The 18,586-nt window shown below is 62.1% G+C and carries 17 protein-coding genes and 1 tRNA gene; 6 read left to right on the top strand and 12 right to left on the bottom strand.

Annotated features, from left to right (window positions below; genetic code table 11):
* The first annotated feature begins 148 nt into the window (after window positions 1–148).
* The 3 genes from J3O30_RS04135 (at window position 149) to J3O30_RS04125 (ending at window position 3,023) form a co-directional block, all read left to right on the top strand.
* On the top strand, window positions 149–1,201 hold the full coding sequence (locus tag J3O30_RS04135) for a type III polyketide synthase (RefSeq protein ID WP_207583011.1): 1,053 nt from the start codon (window positions 149–151) through the stop codon (window positions 1,199–1,201).
* Window positions 1,198–1,701 carry an isoprenylcysteine carboxylmethyltransferase family protein gene (locus tag J3O30_RS04130; protein WP_207583010.1) on the top strand — a complete coding sequence of 168 codons (504 nt, stop codon included), beginning with the start codon at window positions 1,198–1,200 and terminating at the stop codon, window positions 1,699–1,701. The genes J3O30_RS04135 and J3O30_RS04130 overlap by 4 nt, the downstream gene beginning before the upstream one ends.
* A 74-nt stretch (window positions 1,702–1,775) precedes the next feature.
* Window positions 1,776–3,023: an FAD-binding oxidoreductase gene (locus tag J3O30_RS04125; RefSeq protein ID WP_207583009.1), complete on the top strand. Its 1,248-nt coding sequence runs from the start codon at window positions 1,776–1,778 to the stop codon at window positions 3,021–3,023.
* On the opposite strand, the gene J3O30_RS04120 is transcribed toward J3O30_RS04125, so the two are convergent.
* The 8 genes from J3O30_RS04120 to J3O30_RS04085 all read right to left on the bottom strand — a co-directional run bounded on the left by J3O30_RS04120 (window position 3,013) and on the right by J3O30_RS04085 (window position 11,684).
* Window positions 3,013–3,552, bottom strand: coding sequence for a gluconokinase (locus tag J3O30_RS04120; protein WP_207583008.1), 540 nt, complete (start codon window positions 3,550–3,552; stop codon window positions 3,013–3,015). The genes J3O30_RS04125 and J3O30_RS04120 overlap by 11 nt on opposite strands.
* Before the next feature lie 27 nt (window positions 3,553–3,579).
* Window positions 3,580–4,533, bottom strand: coding sequence for a peptide ABC transporter ATP-binding protein (locus J3O30_RS04115; protein WP_207583007.1), 954 nt, complete (start codon window positions 4,531–4,533; stop codon window positions 3,580–3,582).
* Window positions 4,530–5,546 (bottom strand): ABC transporter ATP-binding protein, encoded by a 1,017-nt coding sequence (locus tag J3O30_RS04110; RefSeq protein ID WP_207583006.1) that lies wholly within the window; start codon window positions 5,544–5,546, stop codon window positions 4,530–4,532. The genes J3O30_RS04115 and J3O30_RS04110 overlap by 4 nt, the downstream gene beginning before the upstream one ends.
* Window positions 5,546–6,436 (bottom strand): ABC transporter permease subunit, encoded by an 891-nt coding sequence (locus tag J3O30_RS04105; RefSeq protein WP_207583005.1) that lies wholly within the window; start codon window positions 6,434–6,436, stop codon window positions 5,546–5,548. The genes J3O30_RS04110 and J3O30_RS04105 overlap by 1 nt, the downstream gene beginning before the upstream one ends.
* A 9-nt stretch (window positions 6,437–6,445) precedes the next feature.
* Window positions 6,446–7,450 (bottom strand): ABC transporter permease subunit, encoded by a 1,005-nt coding sequence (locus J3O30_RS04100; RefSeq protein ID WP_207583004.1) that lies wholly within the window; start codon window positions 7,448–7,450, stop codon window positions 6,446–6,448.
* 86 nt (window positions 7,451–7,536) lie between these two features.
* Window positions 7,537–9,132 carry an ABC transporter substrate-binding protein gene (locus J3O30_RS04095; RefSeq protein WP_207583003.1) on the bottom strand — a complete coding sequence of 532 codons (1,596 nt, stop codon included), beginning with the start codon at window positions 9,130–9,132 and terminating at the stop codon, window positions 7,537–7,539.
* 360 nt (window positions 9,133–9,492) lie between these two features.
* Window positions 9,493–9,975: an iron-responsive transcriptional regulator RirA gene (gene rirA, locus J3O30_RS04090; RefSeq protein WP_207583002.1), complete on the bottom strand. Its 483-nt coding sequence runs from the start codon at window positions 9,973–9,975 to the stop codon at window positions 9,493–9,495.
* A 212-nt stretch (window positions 9,976–10,187) separates the two neighbouring features.
* On the bottom strand, window positions 10,188–11,684 hold the full coding sequence (locus J3O30_RS04085; protein WP_207583001.1) for a CoA-acylating methylmalonate-semialdehyde dehydrogenase: 1,497 nt from the start codon (window positions 11,682–11,684) through the stop codon (window positions 10,188–10,190).
* Window positions 11,685–11,860: 176 nt separating this feature from the next.
* Here J3O30_RS04085 and J3O30_RS04080 point away from each other — a divergent pair, with 176 nt between their 5' ends.
* A complete protein-coding gene (locus J3O30_RS04080) occupies window positions 11,861–12,175 on the top strand; it encodes a putative quinol monooxygenase (RefSeq protein ID WP_207583000.1) in 315 nt (104 codons plus the stop codon).
* The gene (locus J3O30_RS04075; protein WP_207582999.1) at window positions 12,172–13,053 is read left to right on the top strand and encodes a LysR family transcriptional regulator; all 882 of its coding nucleotides are present in this window, start codon (window positions 12,172–12,174) and stop codon (window positions 13,051–13,053) included. Before J3O30_RS04080 ends, J3O30_RS04075 begins: the two co-directional genes overlap by 4 nt.
* On the opposite strand, the gene J3O30_RS04070 is transcribed toward J3O30_RS04075, so the two are convergent.
* The 4 genes from J3O30_RS04070 to J3O30_RS04055 all read right to left on the bottom strand — a co-directional run bounded on the left by J3O30_RS04070 (window position 13,050) and on the right by J3O30_RS04055 (window position 14,456).
* Window positions 13,050–13,217 carry a hypothetical protein gene (locus J3O30_RS04070; RefSeq protein ID WP_207582998.1) on the bottom strand — a complete coding sequence of 56 codons (168 nt, stop codon included), beginning with the start codon at window positions 13,215–13,217 and terminating at the stop codon, window positions 13,050–13,052. The two genes, J3O30_RS04075 and J3O30_RS04070, sit on opposite strands and share 4 nt — an antisense overlap.
* 48 nt (window positions 13,218–13,265) lie before the next feature.
* Window positions 13,266–13,703, bottom strand: a complete 438-nt coding sequence (locus tag J3O30_RS04065; RefSeq protein ID WP_207582997.1) for a DUF4174 domain-containing protein — start codon at window positions 13,701–13,703, stop codon at window positions 13,266–13,268.
* Window positions 13,704–13,799: 96 nt separating this feature from the next.
* A tRNA-His gene (locus J3O30_RS04060) sits at window positions 13,800–13,876 on the bottom strand.
* Between the two features lie 130 nt (window positions 13,877–14,006).
* Window positions 14,007–14,456, bottom strand: a complete 450-nt coding sequence (locus tag J3O30_RS04055; RefSeq protein WP_207582996.1) for a phasin — start codon at window positions 14,454–14,456, stop codon at window positions 14,007–14,009.
* Window positions 14,457–14,670: 214 nt separating this feature from the next.
* On the opposite strand from J3O30_RS04055, the gene J3O30_RS04050 reads away from it, so the two are divergent.
* Window positions 14,671–18,573: an ATP-binding protein gene (locus J3O30_RS04050; protein ID WP_207582995.1), complete on the top strand. Its 3,903-nt coding sequence runs from the start codon at window positions 14,671–14,673 to the stop codon at window positions 18,571–18,573.
* Window positions 18,574–18,586: the final 13 nt, after the last annotated feature.

The following is an 18,586-nucleotide window of genomic DNA, read 5'->3' as shown; positions in this document are numbered from 1 at the left end:
CGTTGCGAGGAGAAAACACCGCTGCCCCGAGCTTTATTCGGCAGCCTCTCTATTTTCTCCATCACGGCTTCGTGAAGCCACCGAGGCCGAATAAATCGTCGAAACCGCGTGTTCTCAGCGTTACGCCGGGAACGACAAGGAGAATTTAGTGACCGATACCGTAAAACTCGTCAGCCTCGCCGTCGCCGCACCCGAACATGTCATTTTCCAGAAAGAGGCGGTCGAAGCCTCCGGCCGGCTGTTTGCCGACCGTTTCGAGGATTTTCGCCATCTTGCCCGCGTCTTCGACAGCGCCGGTATTCAGAAGCGCCATGCGGCACGTCCGCTTGCCTGGTTCGACGAACCGCATGGCTGGCAGGATCGGATGGAGGCCTATGCGGAGGTGGCGGGCGGGCTCTTCGTTGAGGCCGCCAGCTCGGCACTGCATCGGGCCGGGCTGACGGCCAGGGATGTCGACTGTGTGGTTACGGTCTCCTCCACCGGTTTTACGACGCCGAGCCTCGACGCGCAGATGGCCCGCCGGATGGGCTTCAGGGCCGATATCGAGCGCGTGCCGGTCTTCGGGCTCGGCTGTGCTGCCGGCGTGTCGGGCTTTGCGATCGCCTCGCGGCAGGCGCGGAGCCGGCCGGGCGCCGTCGTGCTGTTCGTCTCGATCGAGCTTTGCACGCTTGCCTTCCGGCTGGACGAACTGACCCGGCCGAACATCATCGCGACAGCGCTGTTCGGCGACGGCGCTGCCGCCTGCGTGCTGCGGTCGGGCGGAGGCGGGATGGCGGAAGTGGAATCGACCGGCGAACACCTCTTCCCCGATACGCTCGACATCATGGGCTGGAAGATCGACGACGGTGGCTTCGGCATCGTGCTGGCGCAATCGCTGCCACCCTTTGCCGAGCGCGAGCTTGGTCCGGCGGTGAGCGCCATTCTGGCGCGAAACGGGCTGAAACCGGCAGATATCGACCGCTTCATATGCCATCCCGGCGGAACGAAAGTGCTGGCAGCGATGGAGAGCGCGCTTTCGCTGGCGCCCGGCTCGCTCGATCACGAGCGTGCGGTGCTTGCCGACTACGGCAACATGTCGTCGCCGACCATCCTGTTCGTGCTGGAACGGGCGATCCGTGCCGGGTTGCCGGCGCGCGCGGCGATGATTGCCATGGGCCCAGGCTTTTCGGCCAGCTGCGTGACGCTCAGGAGGACGGCATGATGTGGCCGTCGATCGCGCTGCTTACCTTCGTGACGCTGCAGCGGCTGGCGGAGCTCGCGCTCGCCCGGCGCAACACCGCCGCCCTGCTCGCCAAGGGCGCCAGAGAGGTCGCGGCGGAGCACTATCCCGTCATGGTGGCGCTGCATACAGCCTGGATTGTCGGGCTCTGGCTGCTTGCTTCAGGCAGGCCGGTCGAGCCCTTCTGGTTTGCCGTGTTCATGGCGCTGCAGGCGCTGCGGCTCTGGGTGCTGGCAACGCTGAAGGGCCGCTGGACGACGCGCATTATCGTCCTGCCCGGCGCGCCGCTCATAACATCGGGACCCTATCGCTTCTTTCAGCATCCGAACTACGCGATCGTCGTCGGCGAGATCGCCGCCCTTCCGCTGGCCTTCGGACTGCCGTTTTACGCGATCGGCTTTTCGCTTCTCAACGCCCTTGTCCTCTATATCCGCGTGAAGGCTGAAAATGCCGCACTGAAAAGCGCAATGATTTTGAAATGAATGCGATTTTTCGTTTGCGCGGCGGTATCCGCACGGGCATTTTCACCCGATAAACAAAGCGGAATGCAGGGGAAATGACGAAGAACGCAATCGTGCTCGGCGCCGGCATCGTCGGGGTGTCGGCGGCCATCCATCTTCAGCGGCGCGGCCGGCAGGTGACGCTGATCGACCGCAAGGATCCGGGCAGCGAGACCTCCTTCGGCAATGCCGGCCTGATCCAGCGCGAAGGCGTCATGCCTTACGGCTTTCCCCAGCAGCTCGGGCTTCTGCTGCGTTATGCACTGAATAACCGCACCGACGCGCATTATCACCTGCGCACGCTGCCGAGCCAGGTCGGCTTTCTCGCCCGCTACTGGTGGAATTCCAATGCGCGGCGCCACGCGGTCATCACCCGGGCCTATGCGCCGCTGATCGAAAATTCAATTGCCGAACATAAGGATCTGGTCGAGGCGGCGCAGGCCGAAGCGCTGATCCGCAAGGACGGCTGGATGAAGATCTTCCGGACTGAGGCCAAGCGTGACCAGGCCCTGGCGGAGGCCGCACTTTGGCAGAATGAATTCGGGGTGGAATATGACAGCCTGACCTCGGCCGATATCGCCCGCATGGAACCGGATATAACAGGCGATTTCGCCGGCGGCATCCACTGGCGCGACCCCTGGTCGGTGCTCGACCCGCATGCGCTGACATCGGCCTATCGCCGCTATTTCGAAAGCCTCGGCGGCCGGTTCGTCAAAGGCGACGCCGCCTCGCTCGGCCAGTTCGGCTCCGGCTGGAAGATCATGACTGCGGAAGGCCCCCTCGAAGCCGACGATGCAGTTCTGGCGCTTGGTCCCTGGGCGGCGGTTGCGACGCGCCGGCTCGGCTATTCCTTGCCGCTCGGCGTCAAACGCGGCTATCACATGCATTATGCCACCAAGGGCAATGCCGTTCTCAACAACTGGATGCTCGATGCCGAACGCGGCTATCTCATGGCGCCGATGCGCCGCGGCATCCGTCTGACGACGGGCGCGGAGTTCGCAACGCTCGATGCGCCAAAGACGCCGGTCCAGCTCGACCGGGCCGAGGCCGTGGCCCGCACGATTTTCCCGCTCGGAGAGAGGCTCGATCCCGAACCCTGGATGGGTGCCCGCCCCTGCACGCCGGATATGATGCCGATCATCGGCAAGGCGCCGCGCCATCAGGGACTGTGGTTCGCCTTCGGCCATGCCCATCACGGGCTGACGCTCGGACCGGTGACCGGCCGCGTGCTTGCCGAACTCATTACCGGCGAGGCGCCGTTCATTGATATTGCCGCCTATTCGCCGCAGCGCTTCAAGCCGTGATACCGAGGGCTGCAAGACCTTCGAGGGCCGTGGCCGAGATGCCGTCGATCGTGTCGTCGATATCGACGGTGACGACGCCATGCTCGCCGGTCGGCGCTTCGAGCGTCGCCAGCTGGCTTTCGAGCAGCGACACCGGCATGAAATGGCCCTTGCGCTCGCCCATCCGTTTCGTCAGCAATTGCCTGGAGCCTTCGAGATAGACGAAGAAGAGATTGCCGCCGGCAGCAGCTCGCAGCCTGTCGCGATAGATGCGTTTCAGCGCCGAGCAGGAGACGATGATGCCCTCGCCTTTCTCAAGCGAGGCCTTCATGTCTTCGCCGATGCGGTCGAGCCAGGGCATCCGGTCCTCGTCGGTCAGCGGAATGCCCTTCGACATCTTCTCGACATTGGCGGCGGGATGCAGCGCATCGCCTTCGACGAAGGCCAGGTGCAAGGCTCCCGCGAGCTTTTCGCCGACGGAGGATTTGCCGCAGCCGCTGACCCCCATGACGATGATTGCATGGGGCCTGCTCGTCTGCTCACCCGGCATGTTTCCTCCTAAAACTTGACTTTCCACTCAATCGAGCGGGAAGTGACAGGCATATTGTTGTGCACCCTCGCCGCTTAGTTCAGGCGAGACCTGGCGGCAATAATCCTGCGCCTTCCAGCAGCGTGGATTGAAATGGCAGCCCGACGGAGGTTTCAGCGGCGAAGGCAGTTCGCCCTGCAGGCGGATGCGGTTCTTGGCGCGGTCGGGGTCGGCGATCGGTGTCGCCGATAGCAAGGCTGCCGTATAGGGATGGCGCGGCCTGGCGAAGACCTCGGCGGCGGGACCGGTTTCCACCGGCCGGCCGAGATACATCACCATCACCTCGTCGGCGATGTGATGGACGACGGACAGGCCATGCGAGATAAAGAGATAGGCAAGTCCCATCTCCTTCTGCAGATCCATCAGCAGGTTCAGCACCTGCGCCTGGATCGAGAGGTCAAGCGCCGATACCGGTTCGTCGAGCACCAGCACCTTCGGCCGTAGCATCAAAGCGCGGGCAATGGCGATGCGTTGGCGCTGGCCGCCGGAGAACATATGGGGATAGCGGCCGTGATGCTCGGGACGCAAGCCGACGCGGGCCATCATCTCCTCCACCTTGCGGCGGCGCGCGGCGGCGTTGAGATCAGTGTTGATCTTCAGCGGCTCTTCGAGGATCGAGCCAACCTTCTGGCGCGGATTGAGCGAGCCGTAAGGATTCTGGAAGACGATTTGAACCTGGCTGCGCAGGCTGCGGTCGCCGACATGGGCGGGCTTGCCGTCAATCAGCAATTCGCCCGACGTCGGGTTCTCGATCATGGTGACCAGGCGAGCGAGCGTCGACTTGCCACAGCCGGATTCGCCGACGACGGCTAGCGTCTTGCCGGAATGGAGGCTGAAGCTGACGCCGTTCAGCGCCCTGACGGTGGCATCGGCTTTGAAGAGCCCGCGATTGACGGTGTAGAAGCGGGCGAGATCCCTGCCCTCGAGAACAGCGCCCGTCATACGAGATCTCCTGCAGTTTCAACGGCCATGATGCCGGGATGCCCGAGCGGCTTGCCGTCCTTCAAAGGATAATTGCACAGCGCCAGCCCAAGCTCCGGCCCCTGACGGACGACACCGCGGTCACATTCGACCGTGGCGTAGCCGCAGCGCGGCGCGAAAAGACAGCCGGTCGGGCGGCCGTGCTGACCGGGAACGACACCGGCGATCGAGGGAAGACGCTGGCCGACTTCTGCGCGTTCCGGCAGGGCGGCGAGCAGGGCTGCGGTATACGGATGATGCGGATCGCGGAACAGCGCCTTCACCGGCTGCTCCTCGACCTTCTGGCCGGCATATTGCACCTGCACACGCTCGGCGGTTTCGGCAACGACACCCATGTCGTGGGTGATCAGCACCAACGCCATTCCCTGCTCTTTCTGTAGACGCACGAGCAGATCGAGGATTTGCGCCTGGATCGTCACGTCGAGCGCGGTTGTCGGCTCGTCGGCGATCAGAAGCTTCGGATTGCAGGCGAGTGCCATGGCGATCATGACGCGCTGGCTCATGCCGCCCGACATCTGATGCGGGAAGTTCGACAGCCGGTCTTCCGGCGCCGGAATTCCGACCAGGTTCAGGAGTTCGATCGAGCGTTCGCGGCGCTCCTTGCGGTTGAGGCCCATGTGAACGCGCAGGGTCTCGCCGAGCTGGAATCCGACCGTGAAGCACGGATTGAGGCTCGACATCGGCTCCTGGAAGATCATCGCCATGTCCTTGCCGACGATCCTGCGGCGCTGGCGGCCGGAAATACCGCGCAGATCCTGGCCGTCGAACTGCATGCGGTCGGCGGTAATCTTCGCCGTCCAGGGCAGAAGCCCCATCAGCGCGAGCATGGCGACAGATTTGCCCGAGCCGGATTCACCGACGACCGACAGGATCTCGCCCTTGTCGCAGGCAAGCGATACGCGGTCGACGGCGCGGAAGAGACCGGACGACGTCTGGAATTCGACGGTCAGATTTTCAATCTCGAGGAGCGGCATCACGACCTCTTCAGCTTGGGGTCAAGCGCATCGCGCAGGCCGTCACCCATCAGATTGATGGCGAGAACGGTGATGAGGATGGCAAGACCCGGGAATGTTACCACCCACCAGGCGCGCGAGATGAACTCGCGGGATTCGGCCAGCATCGTGCCCCATTCGGGTGTCGGCGGCTGGGCGCCCATGCCGAGAAAGCCGAGGGCGGCGGCATCAAGGATCGCCGCCGAGAAGGCGAGCGTCGCCTGGACGATCAGCGGCCCGAGACAGTTCGGCAGGATGGTCTTGAACATCAGGCGGAAGGTGCCGGCCCCGGCGACACGCGAGGCGATCACATATTCCTTCTCGCGCTCCGATATGACCGAGGCGCGCGTCAGCCGCACGAAATGCGGCTGGTTGACCAGCGAAATCGCGATCATCGCATTGGTAAGTCCAGGCCCGAGCACGGCAACCAACACGAGGGCGAGCAGCAGCGACGGGAAGGCCAGGATGATATCCATCAGGCGCATGATCGCCGTATCGACCTTGCCGCGGAAATATCCGGCGACGAGGCCGATCAGCACGCCTGAAATGACCGAAAGCGTGACGACGACGACGCCGATGAAGAGCGAGAAGCGCGCGCCGTATATCAGTCGCGACAAAATATCGCGGCCGACGGCATCCGTTCCGAGCGGGAAGGAGATGCTGCCGCCCTCCATCCAGGATGGCACGGCCAGCAGCACCTGACGGTTCTGCTCATTCGGTTCATGTGGTGCAAAGAGCGGCGCGAGGACGGCGACGACCAGGATGATGGTAAAAACCACGAGGCCGATGACGGCGCCCTTATTGCGGGAGAAATAGTGCCAGAATTCCGCGAGAGCGGATGGCTGGCCGGTTTTGATGGTGACGGTGCTCATGAACCGCTCCTAATGACGAATGCGCGGATTGATGAATCCGTAGAGGACATCAACAATCAGATTGACCATCATGATAACGCCGGCGATCAAAAGAAGGCCGCCCTGGACCACGGCGTAATCGCGCTTGAAGACGGAATCGACCATCCATTTGCCGATGCCCGGCCAGGAGAAGATCGTTTCGGTGAGGATGGCGCCAGCAAGGAGAACGCCGATCTGCAGACCGATGGTGGTGATGACCGGGATCATCGCATTGCGCAGCGCGTGCACGCCGACGACGCGCAGCGGCTTCAGTCCCTTCGAACGCGCGGTGCGGACATAGTCCTCACCCAGAACCTCGAGCATCGCCGAGCGCGTCTGGCGGGCGATGACGGCAAGCGGAATGGTCGCCAGCACGATGGTCGGCAGAATGAGGTAGCTGACGGCGGAGGAAAACGCCCCTTTCTGGCCTGACAGCAGGCTGTCGACAAGCATGAAGCCGGTGACCGGCTTGAAGAAATACATCAGCGAGATGCGGCCGGAAACGGGCGTCCAGCCGAGATAGCCGGAGAAGAAGATGATGAGGAGCAGGCCCCACCAGAAAATCGGCATGGAATAGCCGATCAGGGCAACACCCATCACACTCTGATCGAACCACGTGCCTCGCTTGACGGCGGCAAAGATACCGGCGGGCACGCCAAGACAGACGGCGAGGATGATGGCGCAGAGCGAAAGTTCCAGCGTCGCCGGAAACAGCGTCAGGAATTCACCGAGAACGGGCCGCTTGGTGACGATCGAGGTGCCGAGATCGCCATGCAGCAGTTTTCCGAGATAATCGAAATACTGCACATACACAGGCCGGTCGAAGCCGAGATCATGCATGATCTGGGCATGACGCTCCGGCGCCATGACGCGCTCACCCGACAGAAGCATGACGGGGTCGCCGGGAAGCATGCGGATGAAGGAGAAGGCAATGAGGGAAACGCCGAGGAATGTCGGGATCAGCACCGCAAGGCGGCCGATGAAAAAACGCAACATGGCAGATGTCCAATAGTTTCCGGCGGTCAGGAGATCCTGACCGCCGGCTGCGCCCAGCTCTGCCGGGCATTCTTACATTATTCTGGTTATTCGGAAACGTCGACGCCGTCGAAGCGGTGAATGCCGAGCGGATCCATGAAGAAGCCGGAGACCTTCTTGCTCATCGGAACGAAGACGAGCGAGTGATCGAGGGTCGCCCAGGGAGCTTCCTTCTTGAAGATCAGCTGCGCCTGCTCATAGGCCTTGGTGCGCTCGCCGACATCGGCGGTCAGCTTGGCCTTGGTCATCAGTTCGTCGTATTCCTTGTTGCACCACTGAGCGCGGTTATTGCCGCCGACGGCGTCGCAGCCGAGCAGCGTATCCATGAAGTTATCCGGGTCGCCGTTGTCGCCGGTCCAGCCGAGGATGACGGCGCCGTCACGCTTCACGTCGGAGGAGAGCTTCAGATATTCGGCCCATTCATGGGTGACGATCTCGACCTTGACGCCGGCCTTGGCGAAATCAGCCTGCATCAGTTCAGCGGCACGGCGCGCATTCAGCATGTAGGGACGCGAAACCGGCATTGCCCAGATCTTCATGCTGAGATCCTTGACGCCGGCATCGGCAAGAGCCTTCTTGGCAGCGTCCGGATCATACTTGTCGTCCTGAACAGCGTCGTTATAGGACCACATCGTCGGCGGGATCGGGTTCTTGGCAACGGCCGCGGCACCCTGGAAGACGGCATCGATGATCGCCTGCTTGTTGATCGCCATGTTGAGGGCGCGGCGAACTTCCGGCTTGTCGAACGGGGCCATCTGCGTGTTGTAGGCGAGGAAGCCGACATTGAGACCGGCCTGTTCCATCACCGTCAGTTTGTCATCCTTCTTCAGTTCGGGAACGTCGGCTGCATTCGGATAGGGGATCAGCTGGCATTCGCCGGCCTTCAGCTTCTGGGCGCGGACAGCCGCGTCGGAGGTGATGGCGAAAACCAGATCGTCGATCTTTTCCTTGCCCTTAAAATAGGTTTCGTTGGCCTTGTAGCGGATGACGGCATCCGGCTGGTAGGCGACGAAGGTGAACGGACCCGTGCCGAGCGGCTGTTGGTTGAGCTGCGCCATCTTGCCGTCGGCTGCGAGCTTGTCGGCATATTCCTTGGAAACGATCGAGGCGAAGTCCATGGCAAGATCGGCGAGGAACGGCGCCTCGGGATGGTTGAGCGTGAACTTGACGGTGAGGTCATCGACCTTCTCAACGGACTTGATCAGATCCGGGAAGCCCATGCCGGCTGCGTATTCGTAGGAACCGCCTTCGACATACTTGTTCCACGGATTGTCGGATTTCAGCTGGCGCTCGAAGGAGAACACGACGTCGTCGGCGTTGAAATCGCGGGTCGGCGTGAAGAAGTCGGTGGTCTGGTACTTGACGCCGGGATGAAGCTTGAAGGTGTATTGCGTGCCGTCGGCCGAAACGCTCCAGCTGTCAGCCAGGCCGGGCTCGATCTCTGTACCGCCATGCTTGAATTCGACGAGGCGGCTATAGACCGTGCGCGACGACGCGTCGAAGGTCGTGCCTGCCGTATAGAGGCTCGGGTCGAAGCCTTCCGGCGAGCCCTCGGAGCAATAAACAAGGGTCTTGGACCAGGCCGACGTCGCCATGACCGAAATCAGGGCCGTCGCTGCCAGCATGACAGAGATCTTTTTCATAATATTGTTTCCCGGTTGTTCTTTTTTGATGTCTGGAGACCGCAGATTGGCATCCCGGTCGACGGTCGATGGAACGACATTTATCTACTGAAAGCAACGGGCTACGGAGAAAATTTTTCCAGTTGGACAATTTTAGAAATTTTCCGTCTAAAATCAGCCTCATTCGGAAATATTCGGATAAAAATATCCCGAATTTCGTCGTATTTTGGATAATTGCGCCTCTTAAGCGTGTCGCGATCGATCGGATTCGCTCCCCACGCGAGGATGTTTATCTCTTGCGAGCCGGTGAGACGCACCAAAATGAAAAACCGCGATTGCCGGGGCAACCGCGGTTTCACAACTCTGTCCTGCTCTCTAAATTCAGGCGGCGGGTGCAATGATCGCAGGTTTGCGATATGGCCGCTCGCCGGTAATTCCGAGCAGGAAATTGATCTGCGGACGCGCCTTGACGAGGTCATCGATGGAATATTCCGAAAGCACGGCGAAGAAGGCATTGAGCGCCTTGCGCAGCGCCGAATTCAGGCCGCAGCTGTCGACCAGCGGGCATTCGACAACACCGTCATCCTCGAAGCATTCGGCCATGGCGAAACTGTCTTCCGTCACCCGAACGACGTCGAAGAGCGTAATGTCTGCCGCCGGCTTACCCAAGCGCACGCCGCCATTGCGACCGCGCACGGTTTCGACCAGGCCCGCCTTGTTCAGCGGCTGGAGGATCTTGAAAAGAAACAGTTCGGAAACGCCGTAAGCCCTGGCGATTTCTGGAATCCGGCTTAGGTGCCCGTCATTGGCAGCACAATACATCAACATGCGAACCGCATAGTTGGTCTGCTTCGTCAACCGCATGCCGATCTCCTGACTCGTGCCTGTTCGGACCTATATAGGCGGTTTGGTAGTTTTGAACAATTCCAAAATATGAAATTTGCATTCAGCTTATGAGGCCATTTGCCGCGACGTCGAATCCTGCTCCGGATTGGGTGCCAAATTTCAATCCCAACAGATCGAACAAAACGGGGGCCAAAAAGGCCCCCGAATTGCAGATCGATCTATCGGTCAGGTCACCTCATCGTCGGCATGACGAATTCGGCGCCGCTCTTGATGCCGGAGGGCCAGCGGGCGGTGACGGTCTTGGTCTTCGTCCAGAACTTGATCGAATCCGTGCCGTGCTGGTTGAGGTCGCCGAAGCTCGAGGCCTTCCAGCCGCCGAAGGAGTGATAGGCGAGCGGAACCGGGATCGGAACGTTGATACCGATCATGCCGATATTGATGCGCGAGGCGAAATCGCGGGCGGCATCGCCGTCACGGGTGTAGATCGCGACGCCGTTGCCGTATTCGTGCTTCATCGGCAGCGACAGCGCCTCCTCGTAGTTCTGGGCGCGAACGACGGAGAGAACCGGTCCAAAAATCTCGGTCTTGTAGATGTCCATCTCGGGCGTGACGTGATCGAACAGGCAGCCGCCGACGAAGTAGCCGTCTTCATAACCCTGGAGCTTGAAATCGCGGCCGTCGACGAGGAGCTTGGCGCCTTCCTCGACGCCGCGGTCGATAAGGCCGCGAACACGGTTATAAGCGTCCTTGGTGACGAGCGGGCCCAAGTCGGCCTGGTCGTCGGTGTAGGGGCCGATGCGCAGCGATTCGATCTTCGGGATCAGCTTTTCGACGAGGCGGTTGGCGGTGTCCTCGCCGACCGGAACGGCAACCGAGATCGCCATGCAGCGCTCGCCGGCCGAGCCGTAGCCTGCGCCCATCAGCGCGTTGACCGCCTGATCCATATCGGCGTCCGGCATGATGATCATGTGGTTCTTGGCGCCGCCGAAGCACTGGGCGCGCTTGCCGTTCATCGCCGCAGTGCCGTAGACGTAGCGGGCAATCGGCGTCGAGCCGACGAAGGAGACGGCGCCGATATCCGGATCGCTGAGGATCGCATCGACGGCACCCTTGTCGCCATTGACGACATTGAGGATGCCGGCCGGCAGGCCGGCCTCGATCATCAGTTCGGCAAGACGGATCGGCAGGGAAGGATCACGCTCGGAGGGCTTCAGGATGAAGGCGTTGCCGCAGGCAATCGCCGGCGCAAACATCCACATCGGGATCATGCCGGGGAAATTGAAGGGGGTGATGCCGGCGCCGATGCCGACCGGCTGGCGGATCGAATACATGTCGATCGCCGGCCCGGCACCCTCGGTGAACTCACCCTTGGAGAGATGCGGAATGCCGCAGACGAATTCGCAGACTTCGAGGCCGCGGATGACGTCGCCCTTGGCATCCTCGATCGTTTTGCCGTGCTCCCTGGAGAGCATTTCGGCAAGCTCGTCCATGTGTTTGTTCAGGAGTTCGACGAACTTGAAGAAGACGCGGGCGCGGCGCTGCGGATTGGTGGCGGCCCATTTCGGCTGCGCAGCCTTGGCGTTTTCGACGGCGGCGCGCAATTCCTCGGCGCTTGCGAGTGCGACCGTCGCCTGCACTTCGCCCGTTGCCGGATTGTAGACATTGCTGACGCGGCCGCTGGTGCCGGCAACCTGCTTGCCGCCGATGAAATGACCGATCTCATGCATGGGATGTTCCTCCTGTTTTTGGATGACCCACAATCGCACTTCAATTTGCACAAATCAATGCGCTGATATAAGTAACCGTTGTGCGTATATTATAGCTCTGCCGTTATGTGCGACGCTGCTGCTCCGAACTTGGAACGGTGTGCGGACAAGTCAAACCCGAGGGGAGGACAAAACCGATGCGCCGGGAACCTGTCGTCAGAATGGCAGAGCTGGAGATCGATCCGGACATGCTGGAAGCCTACCGCGTATTGCTCACCGAAGAAATCGAGGCCTCCGTCGCGCTGGAAGACGGCGTAATTTCGCTCAGCGCTGTTTCCATCAGGGACAATCCAAACCGGATCCGAATTCTCGAGGTCTATGCCGACCAGCAGGCCTACGAGGCCCATCTGCAAACACCGCATTTCCTCAAATACAAGACCGCGACGGCCGGCATGGTGACATCGCTGACGCTGATCGAGGTCGATCCGATCGCAATGCGGGCCAAGCCATGAACTGGGACGATGTCCGGATTTTCCTCGCGGTCGCCCGCACCGGGCAGATCCTTGCCGCCTCCAAGCGGCTGGGGCTCAACCACGCCACGCTCTCGCGTCGACTGACGTCGCTGGAAGAGGCGCTGAAGACCCGGCTTTTCATCCGTCGCACCAATGGCTGCGAGTTGACGGCCGAAGGCGAAGTGTTCCTGGCATCGGCAGAGCGGATGGAAACGGAAATGCTCGCTGCGCAGGCCAAGCTCGGCCACACCGATACGGCGATCGCCGGGACGGTGCGCGTCGGCGCGCCGGATGGGTTCGGTGTTTCCTTTCTTGCGCCGCGCATGGGCCGGCTGATCGAGCGCCATCCGGCGCTGAAGATCCAGCTTGTACCGGTGCCGCGCTCCTTTTCGCTGTCTCAGCGCGAGGCCGATATCGCGATAACGCTGGAACGGCCCGAACAGGGGCGGCTCGTCTCCTCCAAGCTCACCGACTACACGCTCGGCCTCTATGCCTCGCGCGACTATCTCGCCTCCAGGGGCACGCCCGGTGATATCGACGCGCTGAAGGCGCATCCGCGCATCGGTTACGTCGAAGATCTGATCTTCACCGCCTCGCTGAATTTCTCCGGCGAGGTGATGCGAAGCTGGGATGCGAGCTTCGAAATCTCGACGGCGATCGGGCAGACGGAGGCGGTGCGATCCGGCGCCGGCATCGGCATCCTGCACGATTATATTGCCCGGCAGTATCCGGAGCTGCAGCGCATCCTGCCGGACGTTTCGATCCGGCGCGCCTATTGGACGACCTATCACGAAACGGCGCGCGACCTCGTACGCGTCAGGAGCGTCGTCGACTTCCTGCAGGAACTGGTCAGCGCCGAACGGCAGATCTTTCTTTAAAGACCGCCAACGTGCTTTGCCGGCTCGTCGTTCTCATCGGGATTGGGAACGGGTGCCTCGTCGGGAAGCCTGTCCGGCTCGGGCTCGGTGATCGGCGGCATCGGCTTCCAGCCGGGTGCCGGCATCGGCGGCTGATCAGGAATGGGTTCGTTGGGCACGGACATGACCGCCTCCCTTTTCATAATGTTCGATTAAGCTGACGTTCGGCCGGGTTATCTGTCCGGCTTCAGCGATTCGGCAGCGCGCATCGGCATGCTGTCGATGATGGCGAAAAGCTCGCCGGCGGTGATCGGCTCGCTGAGCTTGAGCTTCACGGTGCCGTCCTTGCCGACAAGGAAGGCGGCGAATTCCCCGATCTCCGCCACCTCGAAATCGCGGCGGATCGCTTCGCCTTCAAGACCATCCGCGTCACCGAAGAGCGGCCGGACACCCGCGCCGGATATCTTGAGCACCACCAGATCCCGCTCGTCGAGGGCTGAGCGGTCGGCCAACAACTGGTTTTCCTGGCGGGCGGCGCGGGCATTGCCCTTGTCGGCGAAAACAACGAAGACGCGGTTCTTCCACTGGAAGGCAGCAAGGCTTTCGACCGGCGCATAAGCGCTGTTGGTCTCGTCGATTTTGGTCGCGCCGTAGAGAAGGGTTTTCGACATGCATATTCTCCCGTTAACTTGGAGAACGGCGCGAGATGGGATGGGTTCCATCGAAACGGCGGGAACTGGGTTTTCGTTCTGATCGTGTGGGGGAGATGGTACGGTTGGGGGGTCTCGAACCTCCGACCTCAGGTGCCACAAACCTGCGCTCTAACCAACTGAGCTACAACCGCATAAATCGCGCTTGGCGCGACGGGGGTCACATACGAGGACTTGGCGATGAATTCAAGCCCCATTCCTCGTCAATATAGAAAAAGGCTGGACGCGGGGTCCAGCCTTTTGTCTTCGACCGGTCAAGACCGATCAGGCAACCTTGAAAGAAGCCATGGCCTTTTCGGCCGCTTCCTTGGAGGGCTTTGCCAGCTTTTCGGCCACCTGCTTGGTGGTTTCCTGCATCGACTTCGCCTGCTCGACGGTGAGCTCGGCCTGCTTGCGGATGAACGAGGTCTGCAGCTCGAAGAATTCTGCGACGGACTTGACGCCGAGCAGCGCTTCCATGTGCGACAGCGAGTTCTCGGCATTGATCCGCAGAACGTCGATCGCCTTCAGGCCGATCTCGACGGTGCCGGCCTGCGCGGTCTGTACGGTGGCTTCGAGCGTCTTGCCGGCTTCTTCGCCAGCGGTCTTCAGCTTGGCATAGGCGTCCTTCGACTGCTGAGCGCCCTTTTCGGCGAATTCACGGAAGGATTCCGAGAACTTGGACGGGTCGAAAGAAGCGATTGAAAAAACGTCGTCGGTCTTTATGGTAGCCATGGGTCGCATCCTTTGGGCTGAGGCAGTCGCTGCCTGCAATAGTTGGGATGATGCTTATATAAGACATTCCATTGTGCATTGCAACATTTATTGTGCAATGCACAAGACGTTAACCTTGCCGGCCGAAAACCCCCTCCTCTTCTGGACCCGCATGCGCCCCGCAGTTATTAATAAGCCGTTAATTTAAGAAGGCCGACAGCGACAAGGTTTGATCATGCCCGCAGTCCAATATCCGTTCATCGATATCGCCGTGCATGCGCGGGTGCGGGAACGATTTTCACGCGGCGAGGCGATGGTGCTGTTTTCGGCCGATCTTGCCCGCCTGCTCTGGGCGAACGGTGCCGGCGCCGAACTATTCGGCCATTCGGCCGTCTATGATCTGCTCGACCAGGGCGTCGACCGCACCGACATTACCTTCCGCCAGCTGGAAACGGCCGCGCGCCAACTTGCCGATATCGGTGACTCCAGAAGCCTGATGATCCGCGTTGCCAAGGGCTTCCAGCGCGTGCAGGTGCAGGCGGCGGCCGAACTGATCCGGCTTTCCTCAGGCGAAAAGGCCATGCTGTTTTCGGTGCCGGTCTCGGCAAAGCCGCTCGCAGCCAGCGCCTCGGCGGCCCAGATGCTGCAGGGGCTTGATGATCCCGACACGCATATGGCGGTGATCGGCGCCAACGGCGACGTCATCGCCGCCTCGCCAGGTTTTGCCTCGCTCGGGATTTCCGAGCAGACGGCAAAGACCTTGATCAACCTTGCCGGCGCGCATCCCGACCGGCTGGTGAAGCGACCCGTTGCCACCGTCAGAGGCAATCTTCCGGCAGCAGTCGGCAAGCTCAGCGACGAGCCGGCGCTCAACCTCCTCTTTGCCGTGGAGACCGCGATCGGCCATCTCGACCCGACCGACGCAGCCGCGCCCGACCCGATCGATACGCCCGCGCTCGACTCGATCGATGCGCCGGTCCGGGAAGACGCCGTGCCGCCGGCCGAACAGTTGCGCGACGAGCCCATTGCCGACACAGGCTTCACCGAGATCATCGAGGCGGTCTCGGGGATCGAGGACGTCGAGGAAACGCTCGAGGACATCAGCGGCGAAACCGACCTTGCGGCGGAGACGGCAGCGGCATCCGCAGACGAGATGCCCGACGAAGCCGGTCTCGCCGGGAATGCGGAGCCGGAAAGCGACGGCGGCGTGATCGACAGCCGCGCCGATGAGGCCGACGAGCCTGCCGCGATCATCGAGGACGACCTGACCGCCGTGACGGAGACGATGGAAACGGCGGCGACGGCGGAACCGCCTGTCGAAGAGGCGCCGGAAGCGGTTCACGAAGAACCCGCCATCGCACCGCCTATAGCCGCCGACGCCTCCTCTCATCCTGAGCTTGCGGCTGCGCCCGGCTTCGTCTTCAGGCCGAACAGCCGCGCCACGCGCTTCGTCTGGAAGATCGATGCCGAGGGCCGGTTCAACGAGGTCAGCCACGAATTTGCCGAGGCCGTCGGTCCGCATGCATCCGAGATTATCGGTTCTGCCTTCGGTGATGTCGCCGCTCTCTTCAATCTTGATCCCGACGGCAAGCTCGCCGAAGCGCTCGCCCGCCGCGACACATGGTCGGGCAAAACGATCCTTTGGCCGGTCGAAGGCACAAGCCTCGTCGTTCCCGTCGATCTGGCGGCGCTGCCGACCTATACCCGCAACCGCGACTTCGACGGTTTCCGCGGCTTCGGCGTCGTCCGGCTTTCCGATACTCAGGAAGATCCGCTGGCGCTCGGCCTGACGCTCGGCCCGGACGGCGTCGGCCATGATGCGGCAAGCCTCGGCCCGGTGACCGAGACCACTGCCGAGTTGGTCCACGACGTGCCGGCAGCGCATGAAGAGATCCCGAGCGAACCCGCCCTGACAGATGAGGTCGAGGACCAGGCGCTTGCGGCAACCGAGCCGCAGCCGGAGACGGAGCCAGCGCCTGAGGAGATTGCCGCCGAGCAGGCGCCCATTGAGCAGGCGACTGGCGAGCAGGCGCCCATCGAGCAGGCGTCCGGCGAGCCGTCTTTCCAGAAAAGCGCTTCGGAAAAAGCAGACGACAGCGCCGATGCCGGCGATATCTCCGCCGTCGAACCGGCAGCGGAAACGTCGAGCGAGCCGCCGGCGCTTCGCATTTCGGAAACGCCCAACCGCCGTTTCTCCGACAAGATCGTTCAGCTCCATAATAGCGGCGCCGGACTGACGGCCGCCGAGCAGGCCAATTTCCGCGAAATCGCCAAGCGTCTCGAGGCCTTCGGCGCCGGCAAGGACGAACCTGCTGCGCCGGCACGGATAGAACCCGCCGCCACGGCGCCGGCTGAACCTACCGGCGCGGAAACGGCCAGCTTCGAAGAGGCTTCCGGGGAAATACCCATTGCCGATAAGGCGGAAGTGCCGTCGATCGAGGAGATCGCGCCGCAGGAGGCGATTTTCGAGAATGTCGCCGACGCCCAGGGCGACGACGCCGCCAGCGACGACGCCGAGGAGCCTGATGTCATAGAAGAGGATGAGGTGACGGAAGGGCTGGAGGAGACGGTCAGCCAGATCAAGGTTCTGACAAGCTTCATCCCGCCCCGCATCAAGATGACCGACGGGCTTTCGCTGGGAACTGTCGACCAGCTGCCGGTCGCCGTGCTCATCCATGTCGGCGATGCGCTGATCCATGCCAATCCCGAATTCATGCGGCTGACCGGTTACGAGACGCTCGACGCATTGCGCGAGGTCGGCGGCATCGAAGCCCTGCTGCAGCGCCGCGAACTCGAGGAAAAGGCCGCAGGCTCCGGCACCATGATGCTGGTCAAGGCCGACGACAGCCTGGTGCCGGTAACGGCGCGGCTGCAATCGGTGCGTTGGGAAGACGCCAATGCTTTGATGCTGGCGCTGATGCCGGTGGAAGGCAAGGAAGAGGGCCGCGGCGACGCAAGCCGTTCCGAGGGCCGGACAGAAGCGCGGCCCGAGCGGATGGTCGAAAAGGTCGCCAAGCTGCAGATCGAAGTGGAGGAATTGCGCTCGATCCTGGAAACGGCGACCGACGGCGTCGTCGTCATCGGCACGGAGGGCGACATCCGCTCGATGAACCGGTCGGCGAGCGCGCTGTTCAACTACGACGAGCAGGAGACGCGCGGCAAACCCTTCGTCATGCTGTTTGCCCATGAGAGCCAGAAGGCGGTGCTCGACTATCTGAACGGCCTTTCCGGCCACGGCGTCGCCAGTGTGTTGAACGACGGGCGCGAAGTGATCGGCCGCGAGGCCGCCGGCGGCTTCGTGCCGCTGTTCATGACGATGGGCCAGCTCACCTCCTCCAACGGCTATTGCGCCGTCATCCGCGATATCACCCAATGGAAGCGCACCGAGGACGAGCTGCGCAACGCCAAGGGCGCGGCCGAAACCGCCAACGCCCACAAGACCGATTTCCTCGCCCGCGTCAGCCACGAGATCCGCACGCCGCTCAACGCCATCATCGGCTTTTCCGACATGATGGCCGGCGAGCGCTTCGGGCCGATCGGCCATCCGCGTTATATCGAATATGCCAACGACATCGGCCGGTCCGGCCGGCACGTGCTGGATATCGTCAACGACCTGCTCGATATTTCGAAGATCGAGGCGGGCGAGATGGATCTCGATTTTGCCGCCGTCGGCCTCAACGAGGCGGTCGCCGAAGCCGTGGCGCTGGTCCAGCCGCAGGCGAACGGCCAGCGCGTCATCATCCGCACGGCACTGTCGCATGCGGTGCCCGAGGTCGTGGCGGATCTGCGCTCGATCAAGCAGATCGCCCTCAACATTCTGTCGAACGCCATCCGCTTCACCCCATCCGGCGGGCAGATCGTCGTTTCCACGTCCTATGAGGCGAATGGCAGCGTCGTGCTCAGGGTGCGCGATACCGGCATCGGCATGACGCGCAGCGAACTCGACCAGGCGATGAAGCCGTTCCGGCAGGTCTCCTCGACCCAATCGCGCCATCGTGGCGACGGCACCGGACTCGGCCTGCCGCTGACCAAGGCGATGGTCGATGCCAACCGCGCGGTGTTCTCGATCAATTCGGCGCCGAACGAGGGCACGCTCGTCGAAATCACCTTCCCGTCGCAGCGCGTGCTGGCCGGTTGAGCGATAAAAAAAG

This window comes from Rhizobium sp. NZLR1 (genome assembly GCF_017357385.1).
GTDB lineage: Bacteria > Pseudomonadota > Alphaproteobacteria > Rhizobiales > Rhizobiaceae > Rhizobium.
The sequence above is the reverse complement of the archived record's forward strand: the minus strand, read 5'-3'. Positions and strand labels throughout refer to the sequence as shown.